This window comes from Pseudomonas fitomaticsae (genome assembly GCF_021018765.1).
GTDB classification, from domain to species: Bacteria; Pseudomonadota; Gammaproteobacteria; order Pseudomonadales; family Pseudomonadaceae; genus Aquipseudomonas; species Aquipseudomonas fitomaticsae.
The window spans coordinates 5,961,434-5,984,299 of the sequence record NZ_CP075567.1; the positions used below are offsets into that span (position 1 = coordinate 5,961,434).

At 61.2% G+C, this 22,866-nt stretch carries 21 protein-coding genes; 12 read left to right on the forward strand and 9 right to left on the reverse strand.

The window, feature by feature from the left end; all coding sequences use genetic code 11:
- Positions 1–9 precede the first annotated feature (9 nt).
- On the reverse strand, positions 10–2,115 hold the full coding sequence (locus tag KJY40_RS27030; protein WP_230733786.1) for a mechanosensitive ion channel family protein: 2,106 nt from the start codon (positions 2,113–2,115) through the stop codon (positions 10–12).
- Between the two features lie 190 nt (positions 2,116–2,305).
- Between KJY40_RS27030 and KJY40_RS27035 the strand changes: the two genes are divergently transcribed.
- From KJY40_RS27035 to KJY40_RS27050, 4 genes are all read left to right on the forward strand, one after another.
- Positions 2,306–3,517 carry an MFS transporter gene (locus tag KJY40_RS27035; RefSeq protein ID WP_230733788.1) on the forward strand — a complete coding sequence of 404 codons (1,212 nt, stop codon included), beginning with the start codon at positions 2,306–2,308 and terminating at the stop codon, positions 3,515–3,517.
- A gap of 156 nt (positions 3,518–3,673) precedes the next feature.
- The gene (locus KJY40_RS27040; RefSeq protein WP_230733790.1) at positions 3,674–4,471 is read left to right on the forward strand and encodes an endonuclease/exonuclease/phosphatase family protein; all 798 of its coding nucleotides are present in this window, start codon (positions 3,674–3,676) and stop codon (positions 4,469–4,471) included.
- Positions 4,468–5,754 (forward strand): cardiolipin synthase ClsB, encoded by a 1,287-nt coding sequence (clsB, locus tag KJY40_RS27045; protein ID WP_230733792.1) that lies wholly within the window; start codon positions 4,468–4,470, stop codon positions 5,752–5,754. The genes KJY40_RS27040 and clsB overlap by 4 nt, the downstream gene beginning before the upstream one ends.
- The gene (locus KJY40_RS27050) at positions 5,751–6,752 is read left to right on the forward strand and encodes a lysylphosphatidylglycerol synthase domain-containing protein (protein WP_230733794.1); all 1,002 of its coding nucleotides are present in this window, start codon (positions 5,751–5,753) and stop codon (positions 6,750–6,752) included. The genes clsB and KJY40_RS27050 overlap by 4 nt, the downstream gene beginning before the upstream one ends.
- Here the strand turns inward: KJY40_RS27050 and KJY40_RS27055 are convergent.
- From KJY40_RS27055 to KJY40_RS27065, 3 genes are all read right to left on the reverse strand, one after another.
- Complete coding sequence (locus tag KJY40_RS27055) at positions 6,740–7,498, reverse strand: alpha/beta hydrolase family protein (protein ID WP_230733796.1); 759 nt, start codon at positions 7,496–7,498, stop codon at positions 6,740–6,742. The two genes, KJY40_RS27050 and KJY40_RS27055, sit on opposite strands and share 13 nt — an antisense overlap.
- On the reverse strand, positions 7,488–8,594 hold the full coding sequence (locus tag KJY40_RS27060; RefSeq protein WP_230733798.1) for a DUF3182 family protein: 1,107 nt from the start codon (positions 8,592–8,594) through the stop codon (positions 7,488–7,490). Before KJY40_RS27060 ends, KJY40_RS27055 begins: the two co-directional genes overlap by 11 nt.
- A 180-nt stretch (positions 8,595–8,774) precedes the next feature.
- On the reverse strand, positions 8,775–9,770 hold the full coding sequence (locus KJY40_RS27065; protein ID WP_230733799.1) for a GlxA family transcriptional regulator: 996 nt from the start codon (positions 9,768–9,770) through the stop codon (positions 8,775–8,777).
- A 101-nt stretch (positions 9,771–9,871) separates the two neighbouring features.
- Between KJY40_RS27065 and KJY40_RS27070 the strand changes: the two genes are divergently transcribed.
- The 7 genes from KJY40_RS27070 (at position 9,872) to KJY40_RS27100 (ending at position 15,049) form a co-directional block, all read left to right on the forward strand.
- Positions 9,872–10,426, forward strand: coding sequence for a cysteine hydrolase family protein (locus KJY40_RS27070; RefSeq protein ID WP_230733800.1), 555 nt, complete (start codon positions 9,872–9,874; stop codon positions 10,424–10,426).
- A gap of 155 nt (positions 10,427–10,581) precedes the next feature.
- On the forward strand, positions 10,582–11,250 hold the full coding sequence (locus tag KJY40_RS27075; protein WP_230733801.1) for a YjfI family protein: 669 nt from the start codon (positions 10,582–10,584) through the stop codon (positions 11,248–11,250).
- Positions 11,251–11,267: 17 nt separating this feature from the next.
- The gene (locus KJY40_RS27080) at positions 11,268–11,966 is read left to right on the forward strand and encodes a PspA/IM30 family protein (RefSeq protein ID WP_007955625.1); all 699 of its coding nucleotides are present in this window, start codon (positions 11,268–11,270) and stop codon (positions 11,964–11,966) included.
- A gap of 123 nt (positions 11,967–12,089) precedes the next feature.
- Positions 12,090–12,740, forward strand: a complete 651-nt coding sequence (locus KJY40_RS27085; protein WP_103385519.1) for a DUF2491 family protein — start codon at positions 12,090–12,092, stop codon at positions 12,738–12,740.
- Between the two features lie 13 nt (positions 12,741–12,753).
- On the forward strand, positions 12,754–13,179 hold the full coding sequence (locus KJY40_RS27090) for a DUF350 domain-containing protein (RefSeq protein WP_230733802.1): 426 nt from the start codon (positions 12,754–12,756) through the stop codon (positions 13,177–13,179).
- 17 nt (positions 13,180–13,196) lie between these two features.
- Positions 13,197–13,889, forward strand: coding sequence for a DUF1190 domain-containing protein (locus KJY40_RS27095; RefSeq protein WP_230733803.1), 693 nt, complete (start codon positions 13,197–13,199; stop codon positions 13,887–13,889).
- A gap of 2 nt (positions 13,890–13,891) precedes the next feature.
- On the forward strand, positions 13,892–15,049 hold the full coding sequence (locus tag KJY40_RS27100; RefSeq protein ID WP_230733804.1) for a glutathionylspermidine synthase family protein: 1,158 nt from the start codon (positions 13,892–13,894) through the stop codon (positions 15,047–15,049).
- Between the two features lie 76 nt (positions 15,050–15,125).
- On the opposite strand, the gene KJY40_RS27105 is transcribed toward KJY40_RS27100, so the two are convergent.
- Together KJY40_RS27105 and KJY40_RS27110 are read right to left on the reverse strand one after the other, a co-directional pair.
- Positions 15,126–15,644, reverse strand: a complete 519-nt coding sequence (locus tag KJY40_RS27105) for a single-stranded DNA-binding protein (RefSeq protein WP_003228709.1) — start codon at positions 15,642–15,644, stop codon at positions 15,126–15,128.
- Between the two features lie 9 nt (positions 15,645–15,653).
- Complete coding sequence (locus tag KJY40_RS27110; RefSeq protein ID WP_007955631.1) at positions 15,654–17,051, reverse strand: MFS transporter; 1,398 nt, start codon at positions 17,049–17,051, stop codon at positions 15,654–15,656.
- A gap of 191 nt (positions 17,052–17,242) precedes the next feature.
- Here KJY40_RS27110 and uvrA point away from each other — a divergent pair, with 191 nt between their 5' ends.
- Complete coding sequence (gene uvrA, locus KJY40_RS27115; RefSeq protein ID WP_085609137.1) at positions 17,243–20,077, forward strand: excinuclease ABC subunit UvrA; 2,835 nt, start codon at positions 17,243–17,245, stop codon at positions 20,075–20,077.
- Between the two features lie 65 nt (positions 20,078–20,142).
- Here the strand turns inward: uvrA and bfr are convergent, their stop codons facing one another.
- From bfr to rplQ, 3 genes are all read right to left on the reverse strand, one after another.
- Positions 20,143–20,610: a bacterioferritin gene (bfr, locus tag KJY40_RS27120; protein WP_007955633.1), complete on the reverse strand. Its 468-nt coding sequence runs from the start codon at positions 20,608–20,610 to the stop codon at positions 20,143–20,145.
- Positions 20,611–20,759: 149 nt separating this feature from the next.
- Positions 20,760–22,214, reverse strand: a complete 1,455-nt coding sequence (locus tag KJY40_RS27125) for a catalase (RefSeq protein ID WP_230733805.1) — start codon at positions 22,212–22,214, stop codon at positions 20,760–20,762.
- 238 nt (positions 22,215–22,452) lie between these two features.
- Positions 22,453–22,839: a 50S ribosomal protein L17 gene (gene rplQ / locus KJY40_RS27130; protein ID WP_007955635.1), complete on the reverse strand. Its 387-nt coding sequence runs from the start codon at positions 22,837–22,839 to the stop codon at positions 22,453–22,455.
- Positions 22,840–22,866: the final 27 nt, after the last annotated feature.

A 22,866-nucleotide genomic window follows, 5' to 3' on the forward strand; every position in this document is an offset into this window, starting at 1 on the left:
CAAGAACTCCTATTGAGTCGGCGATTGCTCTGGCAACACCACCGACGAATGCGCCGGCGCCTCCTCTGCTTCCTGGCGCTTGGGCAACAAAACCTGCTGTGGATAAGTTTGCGCGAAATGCACCCACGGGCTGTTATCCACAAGCTTTTTCAGACGCTGGTTGAATGCGCGACTCACCGCATATTGCCCGCCCGACACTGTGCGGAATTGCGCGGTCAGCACCACGCCGTTGAGGTCCATCCTGTCCACACCGAACACATCCAGCGGCCCTTGCAGGTTGTACTTGAGGAACGGGTCTTCGCGGATCGAATCCCCTGCCTCGCGAATCAGTTCGATGGCCTTGTCGACATCGGTGTCGTAGGTGAACTGCACCGAGAAAAACGCGAACGCAAACTGCCGCGATTGATTGGTCACGGCCTTGATCTGACCGAACGGCACCGAGTGCACGAAGCCCTTGCCGTCGCGCAGGCGCAAGGTGCGAATGGTCAGGCCTTCGACCGTGCCGGCATGCCCGGAATCGAGCACCACCCAATCGCCGATCGACAGGGTGTCTTCGATGATGATGAACAGCCCGGTGATCACGTCCTGCACCAGTTGCTGCGAGCCGAAACCGATGGCCAGGCCGACCACCCCGGCACCGGCCAGCAGCGGCGCGACGTTGATCCCGAGATTGGCCATGGTGGTGATCGCGCAGATCACCACGAGGATGATTTTGATCGCGTTGCGCAACAGCGGCAGGATGGTTTTCACCCGGGTGCTGGGCTGGCGCGCCGAGCGCTTGCTGACCGGCGGTTTCAGCGCTTCCTGAATCGCCGTGTCGAGCACCACCCACAGCAGCCATGTCACTAGGAAGATCAACCCGATGCTGCTCAGCGCATTGCTGATCGCCCGACCGACCGTGCTGCTCTGCGCGAAGTCGAGCAGCGACACGCCCCAGATCCGTCCGAGGATATCGATGAACGCAATCGCGACGACGATCCGCAGCAACGCATGCAACAGGCTGAGGAAACGTTCCTTGTAGGCACTGCTGCGCTGGATCGCCTCGGCCTTGCGCGACTTGAACAGGTGTTGCAGCACGGTGCTCAGAAATACCGTGCCGATCAGCAGCACCGTGGTGAACAGCGCACAACGCAGGGCCTTTTGATTGTCCTCGCCAATGCCGATCAGATTGACCGCCGAAACCAGCACCATCAGCACGATCGGCCAATACCAGAGCCCGGAAAAAATCCGTAGCGACTCCTGCATCGACGGCTGTTTCAGGCGCTGGGCCAGCGAGCGATTGCGGATCAGGTGCGCCACCGGCCGACGCAGGCGAATCACCAGCAGACCGAAGATGATCGAGGCCAGCAGACCGGTGAACACCGCGATGCTGCTGGTGATGTTGCCGCCCAGTTGCCGGGCGATCTGCGGGCTGGTCAGGGCATCGCTGAGGGCGGCGAGAAAGCCGATCAGGAACAGCGGTTTCGGGCAGTAGTCGCGAATGATCTGCACGGCGCGGCGCTTATGGCCGACGTTGAACATCACCACCACGCACAACAGCATCGATGTGGAAAATATCCCGCTGCTGGTGGCGTAGGCAAAACACAGCGCCAGCGCGCGGCCGACCGAGGCCGACAGAAAATGGCTGACGTACAGGGTCAGCGGCAGGCAGATCAACGCGGGCAGTGTGTAAGGCAACAAGTAACCGAGCAGGTCCTGACTGCGTTGGCGGGTGCGCAGCCAACGCCCCTCCCGCAGGCGTTTGCCCAGCACGCTGCCGAGCACCGTCAACACGGCAAACGTGCCCAGCCACACGCCGGAGAGCATCAGGAAATCCCCCGCCACGCTCCAGCCGGAGCGGTTCGAAGGTTGATTGACCAGCCTGTCGACTTCATCCGCCGCCCGGTCGGCGCGCAGGCGCCAGGCGTCGACCAGATGCTCGTTGAGATCGAGTTTGTCCTGCACGTCGTCGATGCTGGAACTGATGGCGCCAAGCAGACCGCCCTGGACGATCGGTTCCGGTTTGGCCGGCTCTTCACCGGCCGCCGGAACGCCCGGCAGGCTGGCGGCTTGCACTGCATTGCCGCCGAACAACAGCAATGCCCCCAATAGAATCGCGATCCTGAACCTGGTCAAAACGCAGAGCTCCCTTGGTTGAACCTGTAAGGAACTGATCGGTTTTGGCTTGGCAAAGTTCAAGAACGCCTTGAGAGCCGCTCTTTGATCTTTGCGCCCAGATCAAATATCAAATGCCCACCCCTGTATTTTTCCACCCCCACCAAACCCCGACACTGCGCTCCATTCAATCCCCCACCGGAGTGCCGTCATGCCCATTGCCTTGCTCGCGCTGACCCTCAGCGCTTTCGCCATCGGGACGACCGAGTTCGTCATCGTTGGCCTGCTTCCCACCATCGGCGCCGATCTCGGCGTCAGCCTGCCGTCCGCCGGTCTGCTGGTCAGTCTCTATGCACTCGGCGTAGCCATCGGTGCGCCGGTGCTGACCGCCCTCACCGGTAAAGTCCCGCGCAAACTGTTGCTGCTGTCGCTGATGGTGCTGTTCACCCTCGGTAACCTGCTGGCCTGGCTGGCGCCAAGTTATGAATCGCTGGTAGTGGCGCGGATCGTCACGGGTCTGGCCCATGGCGTGTTCTTCTCCATCGGCTCGACCATCGCCACCAGCCTGGTGCCCAAGGAAAAAGCCGCCAGTGCGATTGCGATCATGTTCACCGGCCTGACCGTGGCGCTGGTCACCGGCGTACCGCTGGGCACGTTCATCGGTCAGCATTTCGGCTGGCGTGAAACCTTCCTTGCCGTTTCAGCACTGGGCGTGATCGCGTTTATCGGCAGCCTGCTGTATGTGCCGAACAACATTGCCCACAGCAAACCGGCGTCGCTGTTGCAGCAATTGCAGGTGCTCAAGCAACCTCGCCTGCTGCTGGTGTACGCCATGACGGCCATCGGTTACGGCGGCTCGTTCATTGCCTTCACGTTCCTGGCGCCGATCCTTCAGGACATCTCCGGCTTCAGCGCCGGCACCGTCAGCCTGGTGTTGCTGGTGTACGGCGTGTCGGTGGCGGTCGGCAACATCTGGGGCGGCAAACTGGCGGACAAACGCGGGCCGATCAGCGCGCTGAAAATCATCTTCGCCCTGCTCGCCGCCGTGCTGTTCGTGCTCACCTTCACCGCCGGCAACCCTTGGCTGGCGCTGGCCACCGTGTTGGTCTGGGGCGCAGTCGCCTTCGGCAACGTGCCGGGCCTGCAGGTGTATGTGGTGCGTCAGGCTGAACATCACACACCGCACGCCGTGGACGTGGCATCGGGGCTGAACATTGCCGCATTCAACCTCGGGATTGCCGGTGGCGCGTGGGGTGGCGGTTTGATCGTCGAACACATCGGCCTGATCCATACCGCATGGATCGGCGGCCTGGTGGTGCTGGTGGCACTGGCCCTGACCGCCTGGAGCGGTCGCCTCGATCGCCGGGGTCCGGTGTATGCCGAACCCGCCGAAGGCTCGACCCGGATCGTCACCGGGCACTGATCCGGCAAAGCCCGACCGTCCGTAATCCCGTCGAAACTTTCCCGAACCGCCCGCAGTCATCCACAGACAGAGGCCGAACGGGGACTTTCGACGGGAGGGCGGCATGGCAACGATTCATATCGGTATTTCATTCTGGCGCTCCAACAGGACTTGGGCATGAGCATTCCCGAGCCGGTCGGCTTCACCGACGAGCAGACCACAGTCATCACCACGGCGCGCCGTTTCACCGTGCTGACGGTCAACACCCACAAGGGTTTCACCGCACTGAACCGGCGTTTCATCCTGCCGGAGTTGCGCGAGGCGGTGCGCAGCGTGTCCGCCGACGTGGTGTTTCTTCAGGAGGTCCACGGCACCCACGAGCACCATCCCAAACGCTACGCAAACTGGCCGACGATGCCGCAGTACGAGTTTCTCGCCGACAGCCTCTGGCCGCAGTTCGCCTATGGGCGCAACGCGGTGTACCCGGATGGCGATCACGGCAATGCCGTGCTGTCGAAGTTCCAGATCGTGCGCCATGACAACCTCGACGTTTCGATCAGCGGCCACGAAAACCGCGGCCTTTTGCACTGCGTGCTGCGCCTGCCGGGAGACGACCGTGAAGTGCACGCGATCTGCGTCCATCTGGGCCTGCGCGAAAGCCATCGCAACGATCAACTGCGCCTACTGCGAGAACGCCTTTCCGAGCTGCCCGGTGACGCGCCGGTGATCGTCGCCGGCGATTTCAACGACTGGCGCCAGCGCGCCGATGCCTTGCTTGAACCCTGTGGCCTGCGCGAAGTGTTTGCGGCGCATCACGGCAAACCGGCGCGCAGCTTCCCCGCGCGCATGCCGCTGCTGCGCCTGGACCGGATCTACGTGCGCAACCTCAAGGCCAGCCAGCCAAAAGTGCTGGCAAACCGTCCCTGGTCACACCTTTCCGACCACGCGCCGCTGTCGGTGGAGATTGAACTATGAGCAGTGCACCGTTGGAGAAATCCACCGTGGAGCCGGTCAGCATCACCCCGCCCGTGCGCGAGCCGGGCACCGTCGATGTCGAATACCGATGGCAGGGCAACAACCGGCTCGAGCTGCTGGAAAACGGTGAGGAATATTTTCCCCGGGTGTTCGAAGCGATGCGCGCGGCGAAAAGCGAAATCCTGCTGGAGACCTTCATCGTCTTCGAAGACAAGGTCGGCAAGGAATTGCAGGAGATTCTGATCGATGCCGCCCGACGTGGCGTGCGCACCACCGTCAGCCTCGACGGCTTCGGTTGTGGCGAACTGAGCACCGGTTATCTGACCGCGCTGAGCGATGCCGGCGTGCATTTGCAAATCTTCGATCCGGCCCCGAAACGCCTGGGCATTCGCACCAACTGGTTCCGCCGTCTGCATCGCAAGATCGTGGTGGTCGACGGGTTGATTGCGTTCATCGGCGGGATCAATTTTTCCGGCGATCACCTGGCCGATTTCGGCCCCGAAGCGAAGCAGGATTATTCGGTGGAGGTTCAGGGCCCGGCGGTGGCCGACATCCATCACTTCGCCCTGCTGCAAAGCGGCCGACCGGGACGCGCACGGTTCTGGTGGCAACGGCGCCGGCAGCGTCGCGCCGAGATGGCCTTCGATGATCACGACGGTCAGGTGCGGCTGGTGTTCCGCGACAACGACCGGCACAACACCGATATCGAAGACGTTTATTTGCAGGTACTGCGCCGCGCCCAACGACGGGTGGTGATCGCCAACGCCTACTTCTTTCCCGGCTATCGCCTGCTGCGCGAAATCCGCAACGCGGCCCGGCGCGGGGTCGAGGTGCGATTGATTCTGCAGGGGCAGCCGGACATGCTGGTGGCCAAACTCGCCGCGCGCATGACCTACGACTACCTGCTCAAGGCCGGGGTGCAGATTCACGAATATTGCGAGCGGCCGCTGCACGGCAAAGTGGCGCTGGTGGACGAGGAATGGAGCACCGTCGGTTCGAGCAATCTCGACCCGCTGAGCCTGTCGCTGAACCTGGAGGCCAACGTGCTGATTCGTGACCGAGCCTTCAATCGTCACTTGTTCGAACGCCTCGAAGACCTTAGTCACAACCACTGCAAGGCGATGGACGCCGCGAAGTCGCCGCGCGGGCGGATCTGGCACATGACCGTGGGTTTTCTGGTGTTTCACTTCCTTCGGCATTTCCCGGCCATGGCCGGCTGGCTGCCGGCGCACAAACCACGGCTCAAACCCTTCACCCATGCCGCCGGGAGCGATCCTTCATGAGCCATTCCGAAGCCCACGCGGCGGCGCGCCCTATACCTGCGGGCAAGTCCCGCTGGAGCCGCTGGAAACGTCCGCTGACCCTGCTGTTCTTTCTCGCGCTGATCGTTTTGCTGACGATGTTCGCCAGTCGCATCGAATGGGCCGAGGTGCTGCAAACCCTCGCCGACTTCAAGGTGCGCACGCTGATCATCGCCTCCAGCCTGACTTTGCTGAGCTTTCTGGTGTACGCCAGTTTCGACCTGATCGGCCGCACGTACATTCGTCAGGATCTGACCTGGAAACAGATCCTGCCGGTGGGCGTCATCAGCTATGCATTCAACCTCAATTTGAGCGCGTGGGTCGGCGGGATCGCCATGCGTTATCGCCTGTACTCGCGACTCGGGGTGAGCAAAAGCAACATCGCCAAGATCCTCGGCCTGAGCCTGGCGACCAACTGGTTCGGCTACATGACCATCGCCGGTGTGGTGTTCAGCAGCGGGCTGGTGCGCATGCCGCCGGGCTGGAAAGTCAGCAGCGATGCGTTGCAGGGCATTGGCGTGTTACTGCTGTTGGTGAGTGCCGGTTATCTGGTCGCTTGCCAGTTTTCCCGGCGTCGCGAGTGGTCGATTCGCGGGGTGGAAATCAACCTGCCGTCGCTGCGCATGGCGGTCCTGCAATTGCTGCTCGGGGCGCTGAACTGGTCGCTGATGGCGGCGGTGATTTTCACCTTGCTGCCGAGCAAGCTCGACTATCCGCTGGTGCTCGGGGTGCTGTTGATCAGCGCGATTGCAGGGGTCATCACCCACATTCCCGCCGGGCTCGGCGTGCTGGAAGCGGTGTTCGTGGCGCTGCTGCAACACGAGGCTTCGCGCGGCAGTCTGGTGGCGGGGTTGCTGGCTTACCGGGCGATCTATTTCCTGTTGCCGCTGTTGATCACCGTGCTGATGTACCTGGTGGTGGAAGCCAAGGCCAAGGCATTGCGGATCGAGAAGAAACCAAGTCCTGATCAGCGCGACTGAATGATGCTCAACCGCTCGCCCACCACCATCTCGGTGATCCAGTCGACCAGGATCGAGGTGTAGGCCTGCTGCGAGGTCGGGTCGCTCAGGGCATGGTCGGCGCCATCGATGATGCGGTGGGTCAGCGAGTGAGTCTGCTGGCACGCGGCGCGATAACTCATGATCGTCGCGTGGGGCACGTAGTCATCGGTTTCCGACTGCACCAACAACACGTCCCCGGTGAACTGCGAACAGGCATGCAAGGCGCGGTTGCTGTCGGCGCGCACCAACACGCCGCGATAATCGCGCAGGTCAGCCTTGTCGAGATCGCGCTTGGGCGTGTGCCATTGCTCGTCGCGGTACAGCGCCGGCACCCGCAGCGCCAGCCAGCGCACTGGCCGCAGCGAGGTCAGGATCGAGGCGAGGTAACCGCCATAACTGGTACCCACCACCGCGATGGCCGAGGTGTCCAGCGCCGGGTGGGCGAGCAGCCGATCGTAGGCCGCCAGCAAGTCACGCAGATTGTCTTCGCGGGTCACCCGGCTCAGCGGAATGCCGGTGCCGCCAGTGTGCCCGCGCAGATCGAAGGTCAGGCAGACGCAGCCCAGGCCGGCAATGCCTTTGGCCCGTTCCAGATCCCGCTCCTGACTGCCGCCCCAGCCGTGCACGAACAACACGCCGGGGACTTTCGATTTGGGACTGAGGAAGGTCCCGCTCATCTGTTCATCATCAATGTCGATTTGAATGCTTTCGCTTCTAGCCGTCATAGGATTTGACCGTTACGTATTTGAGGAGAAAGTCGCTGTTCTCGGCCGGCCCGCGATACACCTCGATGGCATCCGCCGGCAGGGCCTGATCGGTATAGGTTTCGACCGACGACACGCGGATCGCGCGCATCGAGGGATCGTTGACGAAGCTCTGCAGCGCCGCCACTTCCGCGCTGCTGGCGCCGCCCATGCGCCAGGACTGTTCGAGCACGCCACTGCGCGGCCGGCCTTCGCTGTCCAGGCCCTGGGCGATGTCGTAATTGCGCCGGGAGGCATAGAAACGCGGATAGGCTTCGTCCGCCGCCCGGTCGTACACCTGCGCCTGCTGGATGGCCAGACGCACGTCGTCGGGCAGATCCAGCGCCAGCAGATCCTCGTAACCGCCCTGCACCACCAACAGGTTAGAGCCGCCGTACACCTCTTCGCCGTGGGCGTCCTTGGTCAAGTATTGATCACCGCAGTAACTCAGCACCCGGTCGCCGATGAACGACTGACCGACGCTGTGGGTGATTACCTCACTCAAGTCCTGCTCCAGCACCACGCCATCGCTGAACAATTCTTCAGCCTCGGGTCGGGCGAGGATTTCGTCGAACGCATCAAGGCTCTTGATCACTTCCTGACCGCGCCCGGCGCAGGCGTGGATCGGCTTGATCCTGATCGGTCCGCTGTACAAAAGATGTTCGGCGGCGGGCCGCGCATCCTCCAGCGCAAAGACGCTGAGCCCGTCCAGCACTACGGAGCGCACCCGCTCGGAAAACAGCGGCGACCAGCCTTGCGGCGCATGGGCCTGATGGCTGCGCAAACCGTGGCTGATGGCTTTGGTGCAGATGAAGTCGTGCTCGACGAAACCGCCCCACAGATCGTCCGGGCCACTCACACCCAGTTCGCGGGCCACCGCGCCGACGAGGGTCTGGGTCGGCAGCAGATAAATATCCCGGCCGCGATGCTTTTCGGCGTCGTAACTGCCGCCGAACTTGAGGCCGAGGATCTGCGCCAGCCATCGCGCGAGGGCTTTGTTGGTCTGCACTTCATGTTGTGGTGCGCCGGGCTGAACCGAGTGGGCGACGACCACTTTCCTGCGGGATGTCGGGGTCATGCGTTCCCCCTTTCCAACGGCGGGTTGAATGTAGCTCAGGAAGTGCAGAGATCAGGCCAACGGATGTTCAGTGGAAACAGTCTGCGAATCAGCGACTTGAAAAAACCATGCTGGCACCGCGCCTGTTTCAATCTGCACGACCGGTGCGATGACTCCGGCATTTTGCACGACGGGTTCACCTTATCGGGCCACCGCTGTCGGCGGACTCACGCCAAACCGTGCGCGATATTCACTGGGCGCCAGCCCGGTGATTTTCTTGAAAGTCGCGCGAAACGCGCCCGGATCCTGATAACCCACTGTCCACGCGATGTGATCGATGGTTCCATTGGTGAATTCCAGCATTTCCCGCGCCTTGCCGACTCGCAGATGCTGACAGTACTCGGTGGGCTTCAGGCCCGTCGCTGCGCGGAACCGGCGCAGGAACGTGCGTTCTTCCAGGCCCGCGCGCTCGGCCATCGCCGTCAACGAAACATCCGTCGCGCCGGTGCCCTGCAACCAATGCTGAACCTGAAGAATCGGGCCGTCGCCATGATTGAGGATCGGCGCGAAATTGCTTCCGCACTCGCTGGCGCTGTCGCTGTGCTCCACCACCAGAAACCGCGCGGTGCTGCTGGCGATGCTGGGTCCGAGCAAGCGGTCCACCAACCGCAAACCAAGCTCTGACCAGGCCATCAGGCCTGCCGTGGTAATCAGGTCGCCATCGTCGACAATCGGCGTATCGGCCTTGAGCCTGATCCTCGGGTAACACTCGGCAAAAGCCTTGGCCGAAGTCCAGTGCGTGGTCGCGCTGCGACCGTCGAGCAACCCGCTCTCCGCCAGTAGCCATGAACCGACACAAACCCCGCCGAGCGTTGCGCCCCGAGCGTGTTGTTCACGCAGCCAGGGCACCAGCCCGGCCGGCATCTGTGCCGCAGAAAAACCGGCGATGGACGGTGGAATCAGCACCGCCAGCAAACCGTTGTCGGCACCGGGGCGACTGTCGTAAACCCGCACTGGCGGTCGATCGCCCTCAACCTGCCAATGGCTGATCCGCAGCAGCGGCAATTGCGCAGCCTGATGTTCGTCAGCGATCCGGTCGGCCACACCGAACAGATCGGTCAGACCATGCACCGCCGCCAGCTGTGCGCCGGGATAAATCAGCACGCCCAGCTCCGCGACGATCCTTTCAGCAGCCATTGTCAGTTTTCCCCTGTGTATTGTCGGTGCGGCCAATCCTCGAAAACGTGGCCAGCGCCAATACTGAGCCCACACCCAACCTTCACTTCGAGGACACACCCATGGCCAAGCAAGCGCTCATCGTAGTCGATATCCAGAACGACTACTTCCCCCAAGGCAAGTGGCCGCTGGCCGGTGCCGACGCCGCCGCCGACAACGCCGCCCGGCTGATCGCGGCGTTCCGCGAGGCCGGTGATTCGGTGGTGCACATCCGCCACGAATTCACCTCCCCCCAAGCACCGTTTTTCACCCCGGGCTCCGAAGGCGCGAAACTGCATCCCAAAGTGCTCAACCGCGCCGACGAGCCGGTGGTGCTCAAGCACTTCGTCAACTCGTTCCGCGAAACCGAACTGCAATCGATCCTCGACGAACAAGGCATCAAGGAGCTGGTGGTGGTCGGCAGCATGAGCCACATGTGCGTCGACGGCATTACCCGTGCGGCGGCAGATCTGGGCTACACCGTCACGGTGATTCACGATGCCTGCGCCAGCCGCGACCTGGAATTCAACGGCCTGATCATTCCCGCCGCCCACGTGCATGCGGCATTCATGTCGGCGCTGGGGTTTGCCTACGCCAGCGTGGTCTCCACCGACGAGTTCCTCGCCGCCAGTCGCTGAGCCCTGCTCGGACACACCCGGAAAAACCTGCGCCCGCCTCGTTGCGGGCGCTTTTGTTTGTGTGTCACAAAAATCTCACGCGTGAGCCATTGATGGCATTTTGATTTGGCTGTAGTGTCGCTCACGCGTGAGATGTTCATAACGGAGTCATCGCCATGAAAAGCCGCTCCCCCGCCACAGCGTCAGAGAGCCCAAAGGGAGTGCGCTCGACACCGTCCGCGAAAAAACCGTCGAGCTTCTACATGAAGCAGATGCGCGCGGGCCTGGCTGCCGCCGGTTATGTGAAACACGAAACTTGGGTACTTCCGGAAAACCGAAGCTTGCTCAAGCAAATGGAGCAACAGCTACGCCAACCGATTCTGGCTGGCTCTTTCATGTCGGAGAATTACATGAGCGCAGGCAACAACTGGAACATCGATAGCCTCTACAACGCTTTCAAGGCGCTGGACGAGGTGGCTTCGCAAGAGATCACGCTGTCTCTGGTCCAGAGCTCCGAACCCAGCCTCAAGCTGGAAATGAACGAATTCGGCGGTCTGCCGATTCACATCGCCCTCGCCGGTCAGCAGATCATCGTCGACACCGTGCTGGTGGACATCGATTCGATCACCGACGTGCGCGCGTTCAACGACGCCGTACTGCGCAGCCGGGAAATGTTCCCGCTGTCGTCGATCGGCATCGAGACCATGCCCAACGGGCAGACCGTCTACAACATGTTCGGTGCACTGAGTGCCGACTCGAGCCTGACCAACGTGGTCACCGAGGTGAAAACCCTGGTCGACAACGTGCAGCGCGCCAGCGAAGCCTTCGAACACTTCTTCAAGTAATCAACAGGGAAAATCCAATGACTCAGTCCATCTGGAGCAAGTTGTTCACCGCGCTGCGCGGCGGCGCCAACGAAGTCGGCGAAGCGATCGCCGACCAACAGGCCCTGCGCATCCTCGATCAGGAAATCCGTGACGCCGACAGCGCGCTTTCCAATGCCCGCCGCGAACTGGTCACCATCATGGCCAAGCACAAACTCTCCGCCGATCGCGTGAGCGAGTACGAAGCCAAGATCAAGGACCTGGAAGCCAAAGCCGTTTCCGCCCTGAACGCCGGCCGTGAAGACCTGGCACTGGAAGTGGCCGAAGCGATCTCGACCCTGACCAACGACCTGGGCGTCGAGAAGAAGCAGAGCGACGAGTTCGGCACCTACGCCGACAACATGCGCAAGGACATCAACAAGGCCGAAGCGCGGATCAAGAGCCTGCGCCAGCAAGTGGACATGGCCAAGGCCCGTGAAAGCGTGCAGAAGGCTCAGGTCAGCGCCTCGATCGCCAGCGGCGGCGCCAACGGCAAGCTGGAAACCGCCGTCGGCACCCTGAACCGTCTGCAAGCCAAGCAGCAGCAACGCGCTGCCGAGCTGAGTGCTGCCGACGAACTGGCCGATGCATCGACCGGCAACGACCTGGATCGCAAGCTGCGCGAAGCCGGCATCACGCCGAACGAAGGCAGCGCCAACGCCATCCTCGAGCGTCTGAAGCAGAAGTCCGCCCAGTAACGGCGGCCAGAGAAAAGAAGGGCACCGGGTGCCCTTCTTTTTTGCCTGCTCGTTTGTCGCGAGGCCGGTACACTAGCGGCGTTTTGCCAACGAATACCTCCACCCGCTTCAAGGAATGTATCCATGGGATGGTTCAAAGATTTGCTCGGCACCAGCAACTGGCAGTCGGCCGCGCCGGCGTCCGGATCGGCTGGCGGCCCGCTCGGACTGGCGCAGGGCAAGGCGATCCGCTTCGACACGACCCTCGGTCTGCTGCTCGACGGCAGCACCTCGGTGCGGGTTCCCGACGCCCAGGCCATCTGGAGCGCCGGCTGGATAGACCTCGGTCAGTCGAACAAGCTGCATCGCTACTACCTGAACGATGAAGAATTCTGGGTACAGATCCATGTCACGGGCGACGACCAGATCGAGTCGGTGACGCTGTTCAATTACGTCAGCTATGTGACGGTCAACAGTGACGCCGAACTGCAGCGCCTGGCCGGCCCGAACAGCCTGATCGGCCTGCCGACCTATCGCCATGAAGGTGTCGAATACACCCGTGAATGGGGCACTGAACGCGGCCAGACCGAGCTGGTGCCGCTCACCGAACAGGTGATCAACCCCGACGAGTCCTACACCATCAACCATCACTCGATGCTCTACGCCCGCGAGACCGGCCTGACCGATCGCCGTGAGCTCTTGCTGTTCTCCGTCGAACAGGACGAAGAAGGCACCGTCAGCCTGAGCACCTCGCTGGGCATTTCGCTGTACACCACTGATTTGAGCACCATCTAAAAGGAAGTTTTCCATGCTGGAAGCGTTGTCCATTTCCCTGAACAAAGCCGCGCTGGTCGGTTTCATCGCCTACCTGATCGGCGCCGTGCTGCTGTTCATGCTGTTTCAGTTCGTCTACACCCGCGTCACGCCGCACAAGGAATTCGAGCTGATCCGTTCCGGCAACGTCGCCGCCGCCATTGCCCTGTCCGGCGCAATCATCGGCTTCGCGATTCCGGCGAGCAACGTGATCGCTCATTCGATCAACGTTCTCGACTTCGTCCTCTGGGCGGTGATCGCGGCCGGGGTGCAATTGCTCGCCTTTCTGGCGACCGGGCTGGTGCTCAAAGGCACGTCCCAGCGCATCGCCAACGGTGAAATCGCTGCGGGCATCTATGTGGCGGCGGTGGCGATCAGCGTTGGCATGCTCAACGCCGCGTGCATGACCCCGTCCTACTGATCGGCAGGAAGCCTGAGATGAAACGAAGCAAGTACGTTCAACTGTCGCTGGCCGCTTCGGTGGCCCTGGCGATTTCCGGTGAAGTGGCCGCCCAGGAACAGCAACGCAACTTCCAGAGCGTCGAACAATGCGTCGATGCCGAACTGGCGCCCGATGTCTGCTCGAATGCCTACGTCGCCGCCCTGGCCGAACACCGGCGGATCTCACCGGCCTACGACGACAAGGCTGCCTGCGACGCGGACTTTGCCGCCGATTGGTGTCAGAAAAATTCCGCCGGCCGTTTCGTGCCGAAACTCGGTGGCTTCAAGGTGCCGCAGGACGGTGAGCCGGCGCAGAACCTCGATGCGATCGCCAATGCGCAGATGCCGGCCGGCGATGCGGCTGCCGTACAGAGCAATCAGACAAGTACCTCGCACTCATCCAGCGGTGCAGGCAACGGCTGGCTCACCGGATGGCTGATCGGTAATGCCATGAGCAACAATCGCGCGAGCGACTCGCGGCCGGTTTATCGTGAGCGCAATACCCGCCAGACCTACGACACTTCGACGCTGAACCGTCGGATCGAGTCGGCACCGAGCCGCAGCCAGCCCGACTACGACAGCGATTACCGCAAACCGGTCAACGTGGCCTCGTCCACTTCCCGTGGCGGTTTTGGTAGCCAGTCCAGCGCACGCAGCGGTTGGGGCGGCTGGGGCCGTTCGAGCAGCTGACCATGAAGAAGATCCACTGCGCCGAGCGCCACGACTGGAAACAGACCGCCGAAAGCCTCGGCTTTCTGTTTCACACCATCGACGACGAGCCGTACTGGGACGAGCGCGCCTATTACCAGTTCACGCTCGCGCAGATCGAAAACGATCTGGAGGACCCGACCACCGAGCTGCACGAGATGTGCATGGATCTGGTCGACCGCGTCGTGCACAGCGAAGAACTGCTGGATCGTCTGAGCATCCCGGCGCCGTACTACGACATGATCCGAACGTCCTGGCTGGAAGGTCATCCGCATCTGTACGGGCGCATGGACTTCTCCTACAGCGGCAACGGCCCGGCGAAGCTGCTCGAACTTAACTACGACACGCCCACCAGCCTTTATGAGGCCTCGGCTTTTCAGTGGGGCTGGCTGGAACAATGCATCGAGCGCGGAATGCTGCCGCGCCATGCCGACCAGTTCAACAGCATCGACACCCGGCTGCACGAAGCCTTTGCTCAACTGAAACTGAAGCGGCCGTTTTACTTCGCCTCGATGAAAGACTCGGTCGAAGACAAGGGCACCACGGATTATCTGCGCCTGATCGCAGAGAAGGTCGGCATCGAATCGCGGCACATCGACATCGAAGACATCGGCCTGAGCGCTGACGGTCGCTTCGTGGATCTCGAAGATCGCTGGATCCCCCATCTGTTCAAACTGCACGCCTGGGAGTTCATCTTCCACGAACCGTTCGGCGCGGCGATTGCCGAGTGCGATACGCAGTTTTTCGAACCAGCGTGGAAATCCATTCTCTCCAACAAGGGCGCCCTGCCCCTGCTCTGGGAACTGCACAAAGGCCATCCAAACCTGCTCGCCGCGCATCTCGATCCCAATCCGGGCAGCGCGGTGCCCAAGGGCTGGGTACGCAAGCCATACTTCTCCCGGGAAGGCGCCAACATCGAGTTGCAGACCGCCGAAGGTCTGATCGTCAAAGAGGATGGGCCCTACACCGACGCGCCCTTCATCCTGCAGGAGTTTGCACCGCTGCCGAAATTCGACGACAGCTACACGCTGATCGGCTCCTGGGTAATCGGTGATCAGGCGGCGGGGATTGGTGTGCGGGAAGACAACAGTCTCATCACCAAGGATTCGAGCCGGTTTTTGCCGCATCTGATTCTTGACTGAAAAACCTGCGCCCATGAAAAAGGCCCGTCGCATACAGCGACGGGCCTTTTTTGTTTAACGCGGATACTGCAGCGAATCAGAACGGAATGTCGTCATCGAAGCTGTCGAAATCCGGAGCCGGTTGCGGTGCGGCCTGCTGTGGAGCCGGGGCCGAACGCTGCTGAGGTGCCGACTGCTGCGGACGCGGAGCCTGCTGGCGTGGCGCCTGCTGCTGATAGTTGTTGCCACCGCCTTGTTGGTCGCCCTGTTGTGGACGGCCGCCGAGCAGTTGCATGGTGCCTTGCATGTCGACCACGATTTCGGTGGTGTAACGCTTGATACCGTCTTTTTCCCACTCACGGGTCTGCAGCTTGCCTTCGATGTAAACCTGCGAACCCTTGCGCAGGTATTCGCCGGCGATCTCGGCAACCTTGCCGAACATCGATACGCGGTGCCACTCGGTCTTCTCGACCTTCTGACCGGTCTGCTTGTCGGTCCACTGCTCGCTGGTCGCCAGACTCAAGTTGGTCACGGCGTTACCGTTGGGCAGGTAGCGTACTTCGGGATCCTGGCCGCAAGTACCGACCAGAATGACTTTGTTAACCCCACGGGCCATAACGTTCTCCTAGGCTTCGCACGCAGTCTGCGCCGGGTTGTTCACCAGGCGTTCGAGAGTGGTGCGATCCATTAATTCGGTGTCCAGTTTGATGTAGATCGCCGCTTCATCAGCGACTATCACTGCATCAGTTACCCCTACGAGGGCCTTGAGACGCTCGACCAGACCCGCTTCGCGGATCGCTTCGGGCGACAGCGGCAGGCGCAGGCTCGTCACGTAGGGAGGTTCGCGCATGGTAACAGCAAAGGCCAGCCAAAGTGCAGCCAGCCCGGCACATCCGAGGAACACAACCGACAGACCGCCATGCTGGAACATCCAGCCGCCGAGAATCCCGCCGAGTGCCGAACCGAGGAACTGACTGGTGGAGTACACGCCCATGGCCGTGCCCTTGCCACCTGCCGGTGAAACCTTGCTGATCAGCGACGGCAGCGATGCTTCCAGCAGATTGAACGCAGTGAAGAACACCACCGTCCCGATCACCAGAGCCCGCAGGCTGTCACCGAACTGCCAGAAGAATAGCTCAGTGAGCATCAGCGTCATCACGGCGCCGAGCAAAACTCGTTTCATTTTGCGTTTCTTCTCGCCGTAGATAATGAACGGGATCATGGCGAAGAAAGAAATCAGCAAGGCTGTGAGGTAGACCCACCAGTGCTGTTCCTTGGGCAGACCGGCCTTTTCGACCAGCGCCAGGGGCAGTGCGACGAAGCTCGACATCAACATCGCATGTAACACAAAAATGCCCAGGTCCAGCCGCAGCAGGTCCGGGTGCTTGAGCGTCGGCATCAACGCCTGGCGCGCCACGCCGGACTCGCGATGGCTCAGCGGCCCGGTGGACTTCGGCACCATGAACATCACGATCACGATCCCGACCAATGCCATGCCGCCGGTGGCCAGAAACAGGCCGGACAAGCCGAACGCACGGGTCAGCAGCGGGCCGACCACCATCGCCACGGCGAACGACAGGCCAATGGTCATGCCGATCATGGCCATGGCCTTGGTGCGGTGCTGTTCACGGGTCAGGTCGGAAAGTAACGCCATGACCGCCGCAGAAATAGCGCCCGCGCCCTGCAGGATCCGGCCGGCAATCACGCCCCAGATCGAGTCGGCCTGGGCCGCCAGCACGCTGCCGAGGGCGAAGACGATCAACCCCAGGTAAATCACCGGACGCCGGCCGATGCGGTCGGAAATGATCCCGAACGGAATCTGGAAAATCGCCTGGGTCAGGCCGTAAGCGCCGATCGCCAGCCCGATCAGGGCCGGGGTCGCTCCTGCCAGATCCATGCCGTAGGTCGCCAGTACCGGCAACACCATGAACATGCCAAGCATACGGAAGGCGAACACCAGGGCCAGACCGCTCGCCGCGCGGGTCTCGCTGCCACTCATGCGTTCGCTGTGGGGATCGTGCATGGAAAAACCTCGTGTGAACCGGCGGCGATTCTACCAGTCCCATCGAGAGACGGGGTATATCGCGACGCTTTGACGCGTACAGATGAAACTCTCTTCATGTAAGGCAAAAAACCCTTCATTTGATAGTGTGCATCCATCCAGTATTTGGCCGTATACTCCTGTGTTTTCGACGCCCGCCGAGCGAGGCCATTTTGGACAAGATCCTGATTCGTGGGGCCCGCACCCACAACCTGAAGAACATCGACCTGACCCTGCCACGGGACAAACTGATCGTCATCACCGGCCTGTCCGGATCCGGCAAGTCGTCCCTGGCCTTCGATACGCTGTACGCCGAAGGTCAGCGCCGCTATGTCGAATCCCTGTCGGCCTATGCCCGGCAGTTCCTGTCGATGATGGAAAAACCCGACGTCGACACCATCGAAGGCCTGTCGCCGGCGATCTCCATCGAACAGAAGTCGACCTCGCACAACCCGCGCTCCACGGTCGGCACCATCACCGAAATCTACGACTACCTGCGTCTGCTCTATGCGCGCGTCGGTACGCCGCGCTGCCCGGATCACGACATTCCGCTGGAAGCCCAGACCGTCAGCCAGATGGTCGACCTGGTGCTGGCCCAGCCGGAAGGCAGCAAGCTGATGCTGCTGGCGCCGGTGATTCGCGAGCGCAAGGGCGAGCACCTGTCGGTGTTCGAAGAACTGCGCGCCCAGGGCTTCGTCCGGGCCCGGGTCAACGGCCGGCTCTGCGAGCTGGACGAGTTGCCGAAGCTGGATAAACAGAAGAAGCACACGATTGAAGTCGTGGTCGACCGCTTCAAGGTTCGCGCCGACCTGCAGCAGCGTCTGGCCGAATCCTTCGAAACCGCACTGAAGCTGGCGGACGGCATCGCGCTGGTGGCGCCGATGGACGACGAGCCAGGCGAAGAGATGATTTTCTCCGCGCGCTTCGCCTGCCCGATCTGCGGCCACGCGATCAGCGAGCTGGAACCCAAGCTGTTTTCCTTCAACAACCCGGCCGGCGCCTGCCCGACCTGCGACGGTCTGGGCGTGAAACAGTTCTTCGACATCAAACGACTGGTCAACGGTGAGCTGACTCTGGCCGAAGGTGCGATACGCGGCTGGGACCGGCGCAACGTCTATTACTTCCAGATGCTCGGCTCATTGGCCGCGCACTACGGTTTCAGCCTGGAGCAGCCGTTCAACGAGCTGCCAGCCGACCAGCAGAAGTACATCCTGCACGGCAGCGGTTCGCAGAACGTCGATTTCAAATATCTCAATGACCGGGGCGACATCGTCAAGCGCTCGCACCCGTTCGAAGGCATCGTGCCGAACCTTGAGCGCCGCTACCGCGAGACCGAATCGGCGAGCGTGCGCGAAGAACTGGCGAAGTTCCTCAGCACCCAGTCCTGCCCGGATTGCCGTGGCACCCGCCTGCGTCGCGAAGCGCGGCACGTGTGGGTTGGCGAGAAAACCCTGCCGGCAGTGACCAACCTGCCGATAGGCGACGCTTGTGATTACTTCGGCGCGCTGAAAATGACCGGCCGCCGTGGAGAAATCGCCGACAAGATTCTCAAGGAGATCCGCGAGCGTCTGCAGTTTCTGGTGAATGTCGGTCTCGACTATCTGTCGCTGGATCGCAGTGCCGATACCCTGTCTGGCGGTGAAGCGCAGCGGATTCGTCTGGCCAGTCAGATCGGCGCGGGCCTTGTGGGTGTTCTCTATATCCTTGATGAACCGTCCATTGGCCTGCACCAGCGCGACAATGATCGCCTGCTCGGCACCCTCAAGCACCTGCGCGACATCGGCAATACGGTGATCGTGGTCGAGCATGACGAAGACGCGATCCGCCTGGCCGACTACGTAGTGGATATCGGCCCGGGCGCCGGGGTTCATGGCGGGCAGATCGTCGCCGAAGGCACGCCGGATGAAGTCATGGCCCACCCGGACTCGCTGACCGGCAAATACCTGTCGGGCCGGGTCAAGATCGAAGTGCCGGCCAAGCGTACACCGCGCAACAAGAAGCAGGTGCTGTCGCTCAAGGGCGCGCGCGGCAACAACCTGCGCAACGTCGACCTGGAAATCCCGATCGGCCTGCTGACCTGCGTGACTGGCGTCTCCGGTTCCGGCAAATCGACGCTGATCAACAACACGCTGTTCCCGCTGAGCGCCACCGCGCTCAACGGTGCGACCACCCTGGAAGCCGCAGCCCACGACAGCATCAAGGGCCTGGAGCATCTGGACAAGGTCGTCGACATCGACCAGAGCCCGATCGGCCGTACGCCACGCTCCAACCCGGCGACCTATACCGGGCTGTTCACGCCAATCCGCGAACTGTTTGCCGGGGTTCCCGAGTCCCGCTCCCGAGGTTACGGCCCGGGGCGTTTCTCGTTCAACGTCAAGGGTGGTCGTTGCGAAGCCTGTCAGGGCGACGGTCTGATCAAGGTGGAAATGCACTTCCTGCCGGACATCTACGTTCCGTGCGACGTGTGCAAGAGCAAGCGCTACAACCGCGAAACCCTGGAGATCAAATACAAGGGCAAGAGCATCCACGAAACCCTCGAAATGACCATCGAGGAAGCGCGGGTGTTCTTCGACGCGGTGCCGGCGCTGGCGCGCAAGCTGCAAACGCTGATGGATGTGGGCCTGTCGTACATCAAGCTCGGGCAATCGGCGACCACGCTGTCCGGCGGTGAAGCCCAGCGGGTCAAGTTGTCCCGAGAGCTGTCCAAGCGCGATACCGGCAAGACCCTGTACATCCTCGACGAGCCGACCACCGGTCTGCACTTCGCGGATATTCAGCAACTGCTCGACGTACTCCATCGCCTGCGCGACCACGGCAACACCGTGGTGGTGATCGAGCACAACCTTGACGTGATCAAGACCGCCGACTGGCTGGTGGATCTCGGCCCCGAGGGTGGTTCGAAAGGTGGACAGATCATCGCCACCGGTACGCCGGAGGAAGTGGCCGAAATGAAGCAATCTCACACCGGGCATTACCTCAAGCCGCTGTTGATCCGCGATCGGGCCTGATTGCCGGACATGAAAAAGCCCCTGTCACTTCGTCAGTGACAGGGGCTTTTTTGTATCGGCTGCAATCAGGACGCGTGGGACTGCAGGTAGTTCTGGATACCGATCAGTTTGATCAGGCCCAACTGCTTCTCAAGCCAGTAGGTGTGATCTTCTTCGGTGTCGTGCAGTTGAAGCTTGAGGATATCGCGGCTTACATAGTCGCCATTCTTTTCACACAACTCGATGCCTTTGCACAGTGCAGCACGAACCTTGTACTCAAGACGCAGATCCGCTTCGAGCATGGTCTCTACCGTGGTACCGACATCCAGGTCATCCGGGCGCATGCGCGGAGTGCCTTCGAGCATCAGAATCCGGCGCATCAGCGCATCGGCGTGACCGGCCTCTTCTTCCATCTCGTGGTTGATTCGTTCGTAGAGCTTGGTGAATCCCCAGTCCTCATACATCCGCGAGTGAACGAAATATTGGTCACGCGCGGCCAGTTCGCCGGTCAGCAACGTGTTGAGGTAATCGATAACGTCTGGGTGGCCTTGCATCGCCCTACATCTCCCTGCCTGAAAGTCTGTAGTTTGAACCAACCTGACTGGAAGGTCACTCACTTCGCGCAATAAAAGCGAAGATATTCTGAGAAAAGCAGCCTAAATAACGCAAAAACCGCCCGAATGAGGGCGGTTCTGCTTCTCGTTTAGACTTCGTTAAGCTGTACGTTGAGCAGCTTTGCGATTGCTTCTCCGTACGCCGGGTCGGCCTTGTGGAAATGCTGCAACTGTCGGTCGACGACATCACTCGAGACACCCGCCATCGCGCCGGCGATGTTGCTGACCAGCAACGCTTTCTGTTCGTCGCTCATCAAGCGGAACAGCGCACCAGCATGGCTGTAGTAGTCGGTGTCTTCGCGGTGATCGTAGCGATCAGCCGAGCCACTCAACGCCAGTGCAGGCTCGGCATAGTGCGGGGCTTGTTTCGGCGACTCTACGTAGCTGTTCGGCTCGTAGTTCGGCGCGGCGCCACCATTGCTGCCAAAAGCCATCGAACCATCACGCTGGTAAGTATTCACCGGGCTGCGCGGAGCGTTCACCGGCAGTTGTTGGTGGTTGGTGCCTACGCGGTAGCGATGGGCATCGGCGTATGCGAAGACACGACCTTGCAGCATGCGATCCGGCGAGAGACCTACGCCAGGTACCATGTTGCTTGGACCGAACGCAGCTTGCTCGACTTCGGCAAAGTAGTTGAGCGGATTACGGTTCAGTTCCAACTCGCCCACTTCAATCAGTGGAAACTCCTTCTGCGACCAGGTCTTGGTCACGTCGAACGGGTTCTCGTAGTGAGCAGCGGCCTGAGCCTCGGTCATGATCTGGATGCACACGCTCCATTTCGGGAAATCACCGCGCTCGATGGCCTCGAACAGATCGCGCTGTGCGTAATCGGGATCCGTGCCCGCCAAACGTGCCGCGTCTGCCGGCGCGAGGTTCTTGATCCCTTGCTTGGTTTTGTAGTGCCACTTCACCCAGTGACGCTCGCCCTGAGCGCCGATCAGGCTGTAGGTGTGGCTGCCAAAACCGTGCATGTGGCGATAGCCGTCCGGAATGCCGCGATCGGAGAACAGGATCGTGACCTGGTGCAGCGCTTCAGGCGAATGCGACCAGAAGTCCCACATCATCTGCGCGCTTTTCAGGTTGCTTTGCGGCAGGCGTTTCTGGGTGTGGATAAAGTCAGGGAATTTCAGCGGATCGCGAATGAAGAACACCGGCGTGTTGTTGCCAACGATGTCCCAGTTGCCTTCTTCGGTATAGAACTTGAGGGCGAATCCACGCGGGTCGCGCTCGGTATCAGCCGAACCACGCTCGCCACCGACCGTTGAGAAACGCAGGAAGGTCGGCGTTTGTTTGCCAACAGCAGAAAACAGCTTGGCGCTGGTGTACTGCGTAATGTCGCGAGTGACCGTGAAAGTACCATATGCGCCCGAACCCTTGGCGTGTACACGACGCTCAGGAATGTTTTCCCGGTTGAAGTGAGCGAGCTTCTCGATCAAGTGGAAATCATCGAGCAGCAACGGACCACGAGGGCCGGCGGAGCGAGAGTTCTGGTTATCAGCGACAGGTGCGCCACTGGCGGTCGTAAGCGTCTTGTTCTGGCTCATGCGATCTTCATCCTCTATCGGTCTTGAACTGCCGGCTAATCGGCTTGTTGGGGAGTATCGATCATCAATATGACAGCCACAAATTCATTAACTCATGACTATCAATAGAGAAAAACTAACGCCGAATCCCCACACATAATGCAGACCCAAACAGGGTAGAAGCTTGTACGAACCGCGCATTTCTTACAGGCACAAAAAACCGGGCACTAGGCCCGGTTCCTTGTTTCAGACTGATGTCTTACTCAGCGGATACAGCTTCACCGCCGACAGCACGATCAACCAGTTCGACGTACGCCATAGGCGCGTTGTCGCCAGCGCGGAAACCGCACTTGAGGATGCGCAGGTAGCCACCCTCACGGGTAGCGTAACGCTTGCCCAGGTCGTTGAAGAGCTTACCAACGATAGCTTTCGAACGAGTACGGTCGAAAGCCAGACGACGGTTAGCAACGCTGTCTGTCTTGGCCAGAGTGATCAGCGGCTCGGCAACGCGGCGCAGTTCTTTGGCTTTTGGCAGAGTAGTTTTGATCAGCTCGTGCTCGAACAGCGACACCGCCATGTTCTGGAACATGGCCTTGCGGTGCGAGCTGGTGCGGCTCAGGTGACGCCCACTTTTACGATGACGCATGGTTCATTCCTTACCAAACACTACGTT

Bases quoted from the DNA above. Each gene is read 5' to 3' on its own strand.
- KJY40_RS27035 (WP_230733788.1), top strand. From the start codon at position 2,306: ATGCCCATTGCCTTGCTCGCGCTGACCCTCAGCGCTTTCGCCATCGGG.
- KJY40_RS27040 (WP_230733790.1), top strand. From the start codon at position 3,674: ATGAGCATTCCCGAGCCGGTCGGCTTCACCGACGAGCAGACCACAGTC.
- clsB (WP_230733792.1), top strand. From the start codon at position 4,468: ATGAGCAGTGCACCGTTGGAGAAATCCACCGTGGAGCCGGTCAGCATC.
- KJY40_RS27050 (WP_230733794.1), top strand. From the start codon at position 5,751: ATGAGCCATTCCGAAGCCCACGCGGCGGCGCGCCCTATACCTGCGGGC.
- KJY40_RS27055 (WP_230733796.1), bottom strand. From the start codon at position 7,498: ATGACGGCTAGAAGCGAAAGCATTCAAATCGACATTGATGATGAACAG.
- KJY40_RS27060 (WP_230733798.1), bottom strand. From the start codon at position 8,594: ATGACCCCGACATCCCGCAGGAAAGTGGTCGTCGCCCACTCGGTTCAG.
- KJY40_RS27065 (WP_230733799.1), bottom strand. From the start codon at position 9,770: ATGGCTGCTGAAAGGATCGTCGCGGAGCTGGGCGTGCTGATTTATCCC.
- KJY40_RS27070 (WP_230733800.1), top strand. From the start codon at position 9,872: ATGGCCAAGCAAGCGCTCATCGTAGTCGATATCCAGAACGACTACTTC.
- KJY40_RS27075 (WP_230733801.1), top strand. From the start codon at position 10,582: ATGAAAAGCCGCTCCCCCGCCACAGCGTCAGAGAGCCCAAAGGGAGTG.
- KJY40_RS27080 (WP_007955625.1), top strand. From the start codon at position 11,268: ATGACTCAGTCCATCTGGAGCAAGTTGTTCACCGCGCTGCGCGGCGGC.
- KJY40_RS27085 (WP_103385519.1), top strand. From the start codon at position 12,090: ATGGGATGGTTCAAAGATTTGCTCGGCACCAGCAACTGGCAGTCGGCC.
- KJY40_RS27090 (WP_230733802.1), top strand. From the start codon at position 12,754: ATGCTGGAAGCGTTGTCCATTTCCCTGAACAAAGCCGCGCTGGTCGGT.
- KJY40_RS27095 (WP_230733803.1), top strand. From the start codon at position 13,197: ATGAAACGAAGCAAGTACGTTCAACTGTCGCTGGCCGCTTCGGTGGCC.
- KJY40_RS27100 (WP_230733804.1), top strand. From the start codon at position 13,892: ATGAAGAAGATCCACTGCGCCGAGCGCCACGACTGGAAACAGACCGCC.
- KJY40_RS27105 (WP_003228709.1), bottom strand. From the start codon at position 15,644: ATGGCCCGTGGGGTTAACAAAGTCATTCTGGTCGGTACTTGCGGCCAG.
- KJY40_RS27110 (WP_007955631.1), bottom strand. From the start codon at position 17,051: ATGCACGATCCCCACAGCGAACGCATGAGTGGCAGCGAGACCCGCGCG.
- bfr (WP_007955633.1), bottom strand. From the start codon at position 20,610: ATGCAAGGCCACCCAGACGTTATCGATTACCTCAACACGTTGCTGACC.
- KJY40_RS27125 (WP_230733805.1), bottom strand. From the start codon at position 22,214: ATGAGCCAGAACAAGACGCTTACGACCGCCAGTGGCGCACCTGTCGCT.
- rplQ (WP_007955635.1), bottom strand. From the start codon at position 22,839: ATGCGTCATCGTAAAAGTGGGCGTCACCTGAGCCGCACCAGCTCGCAC.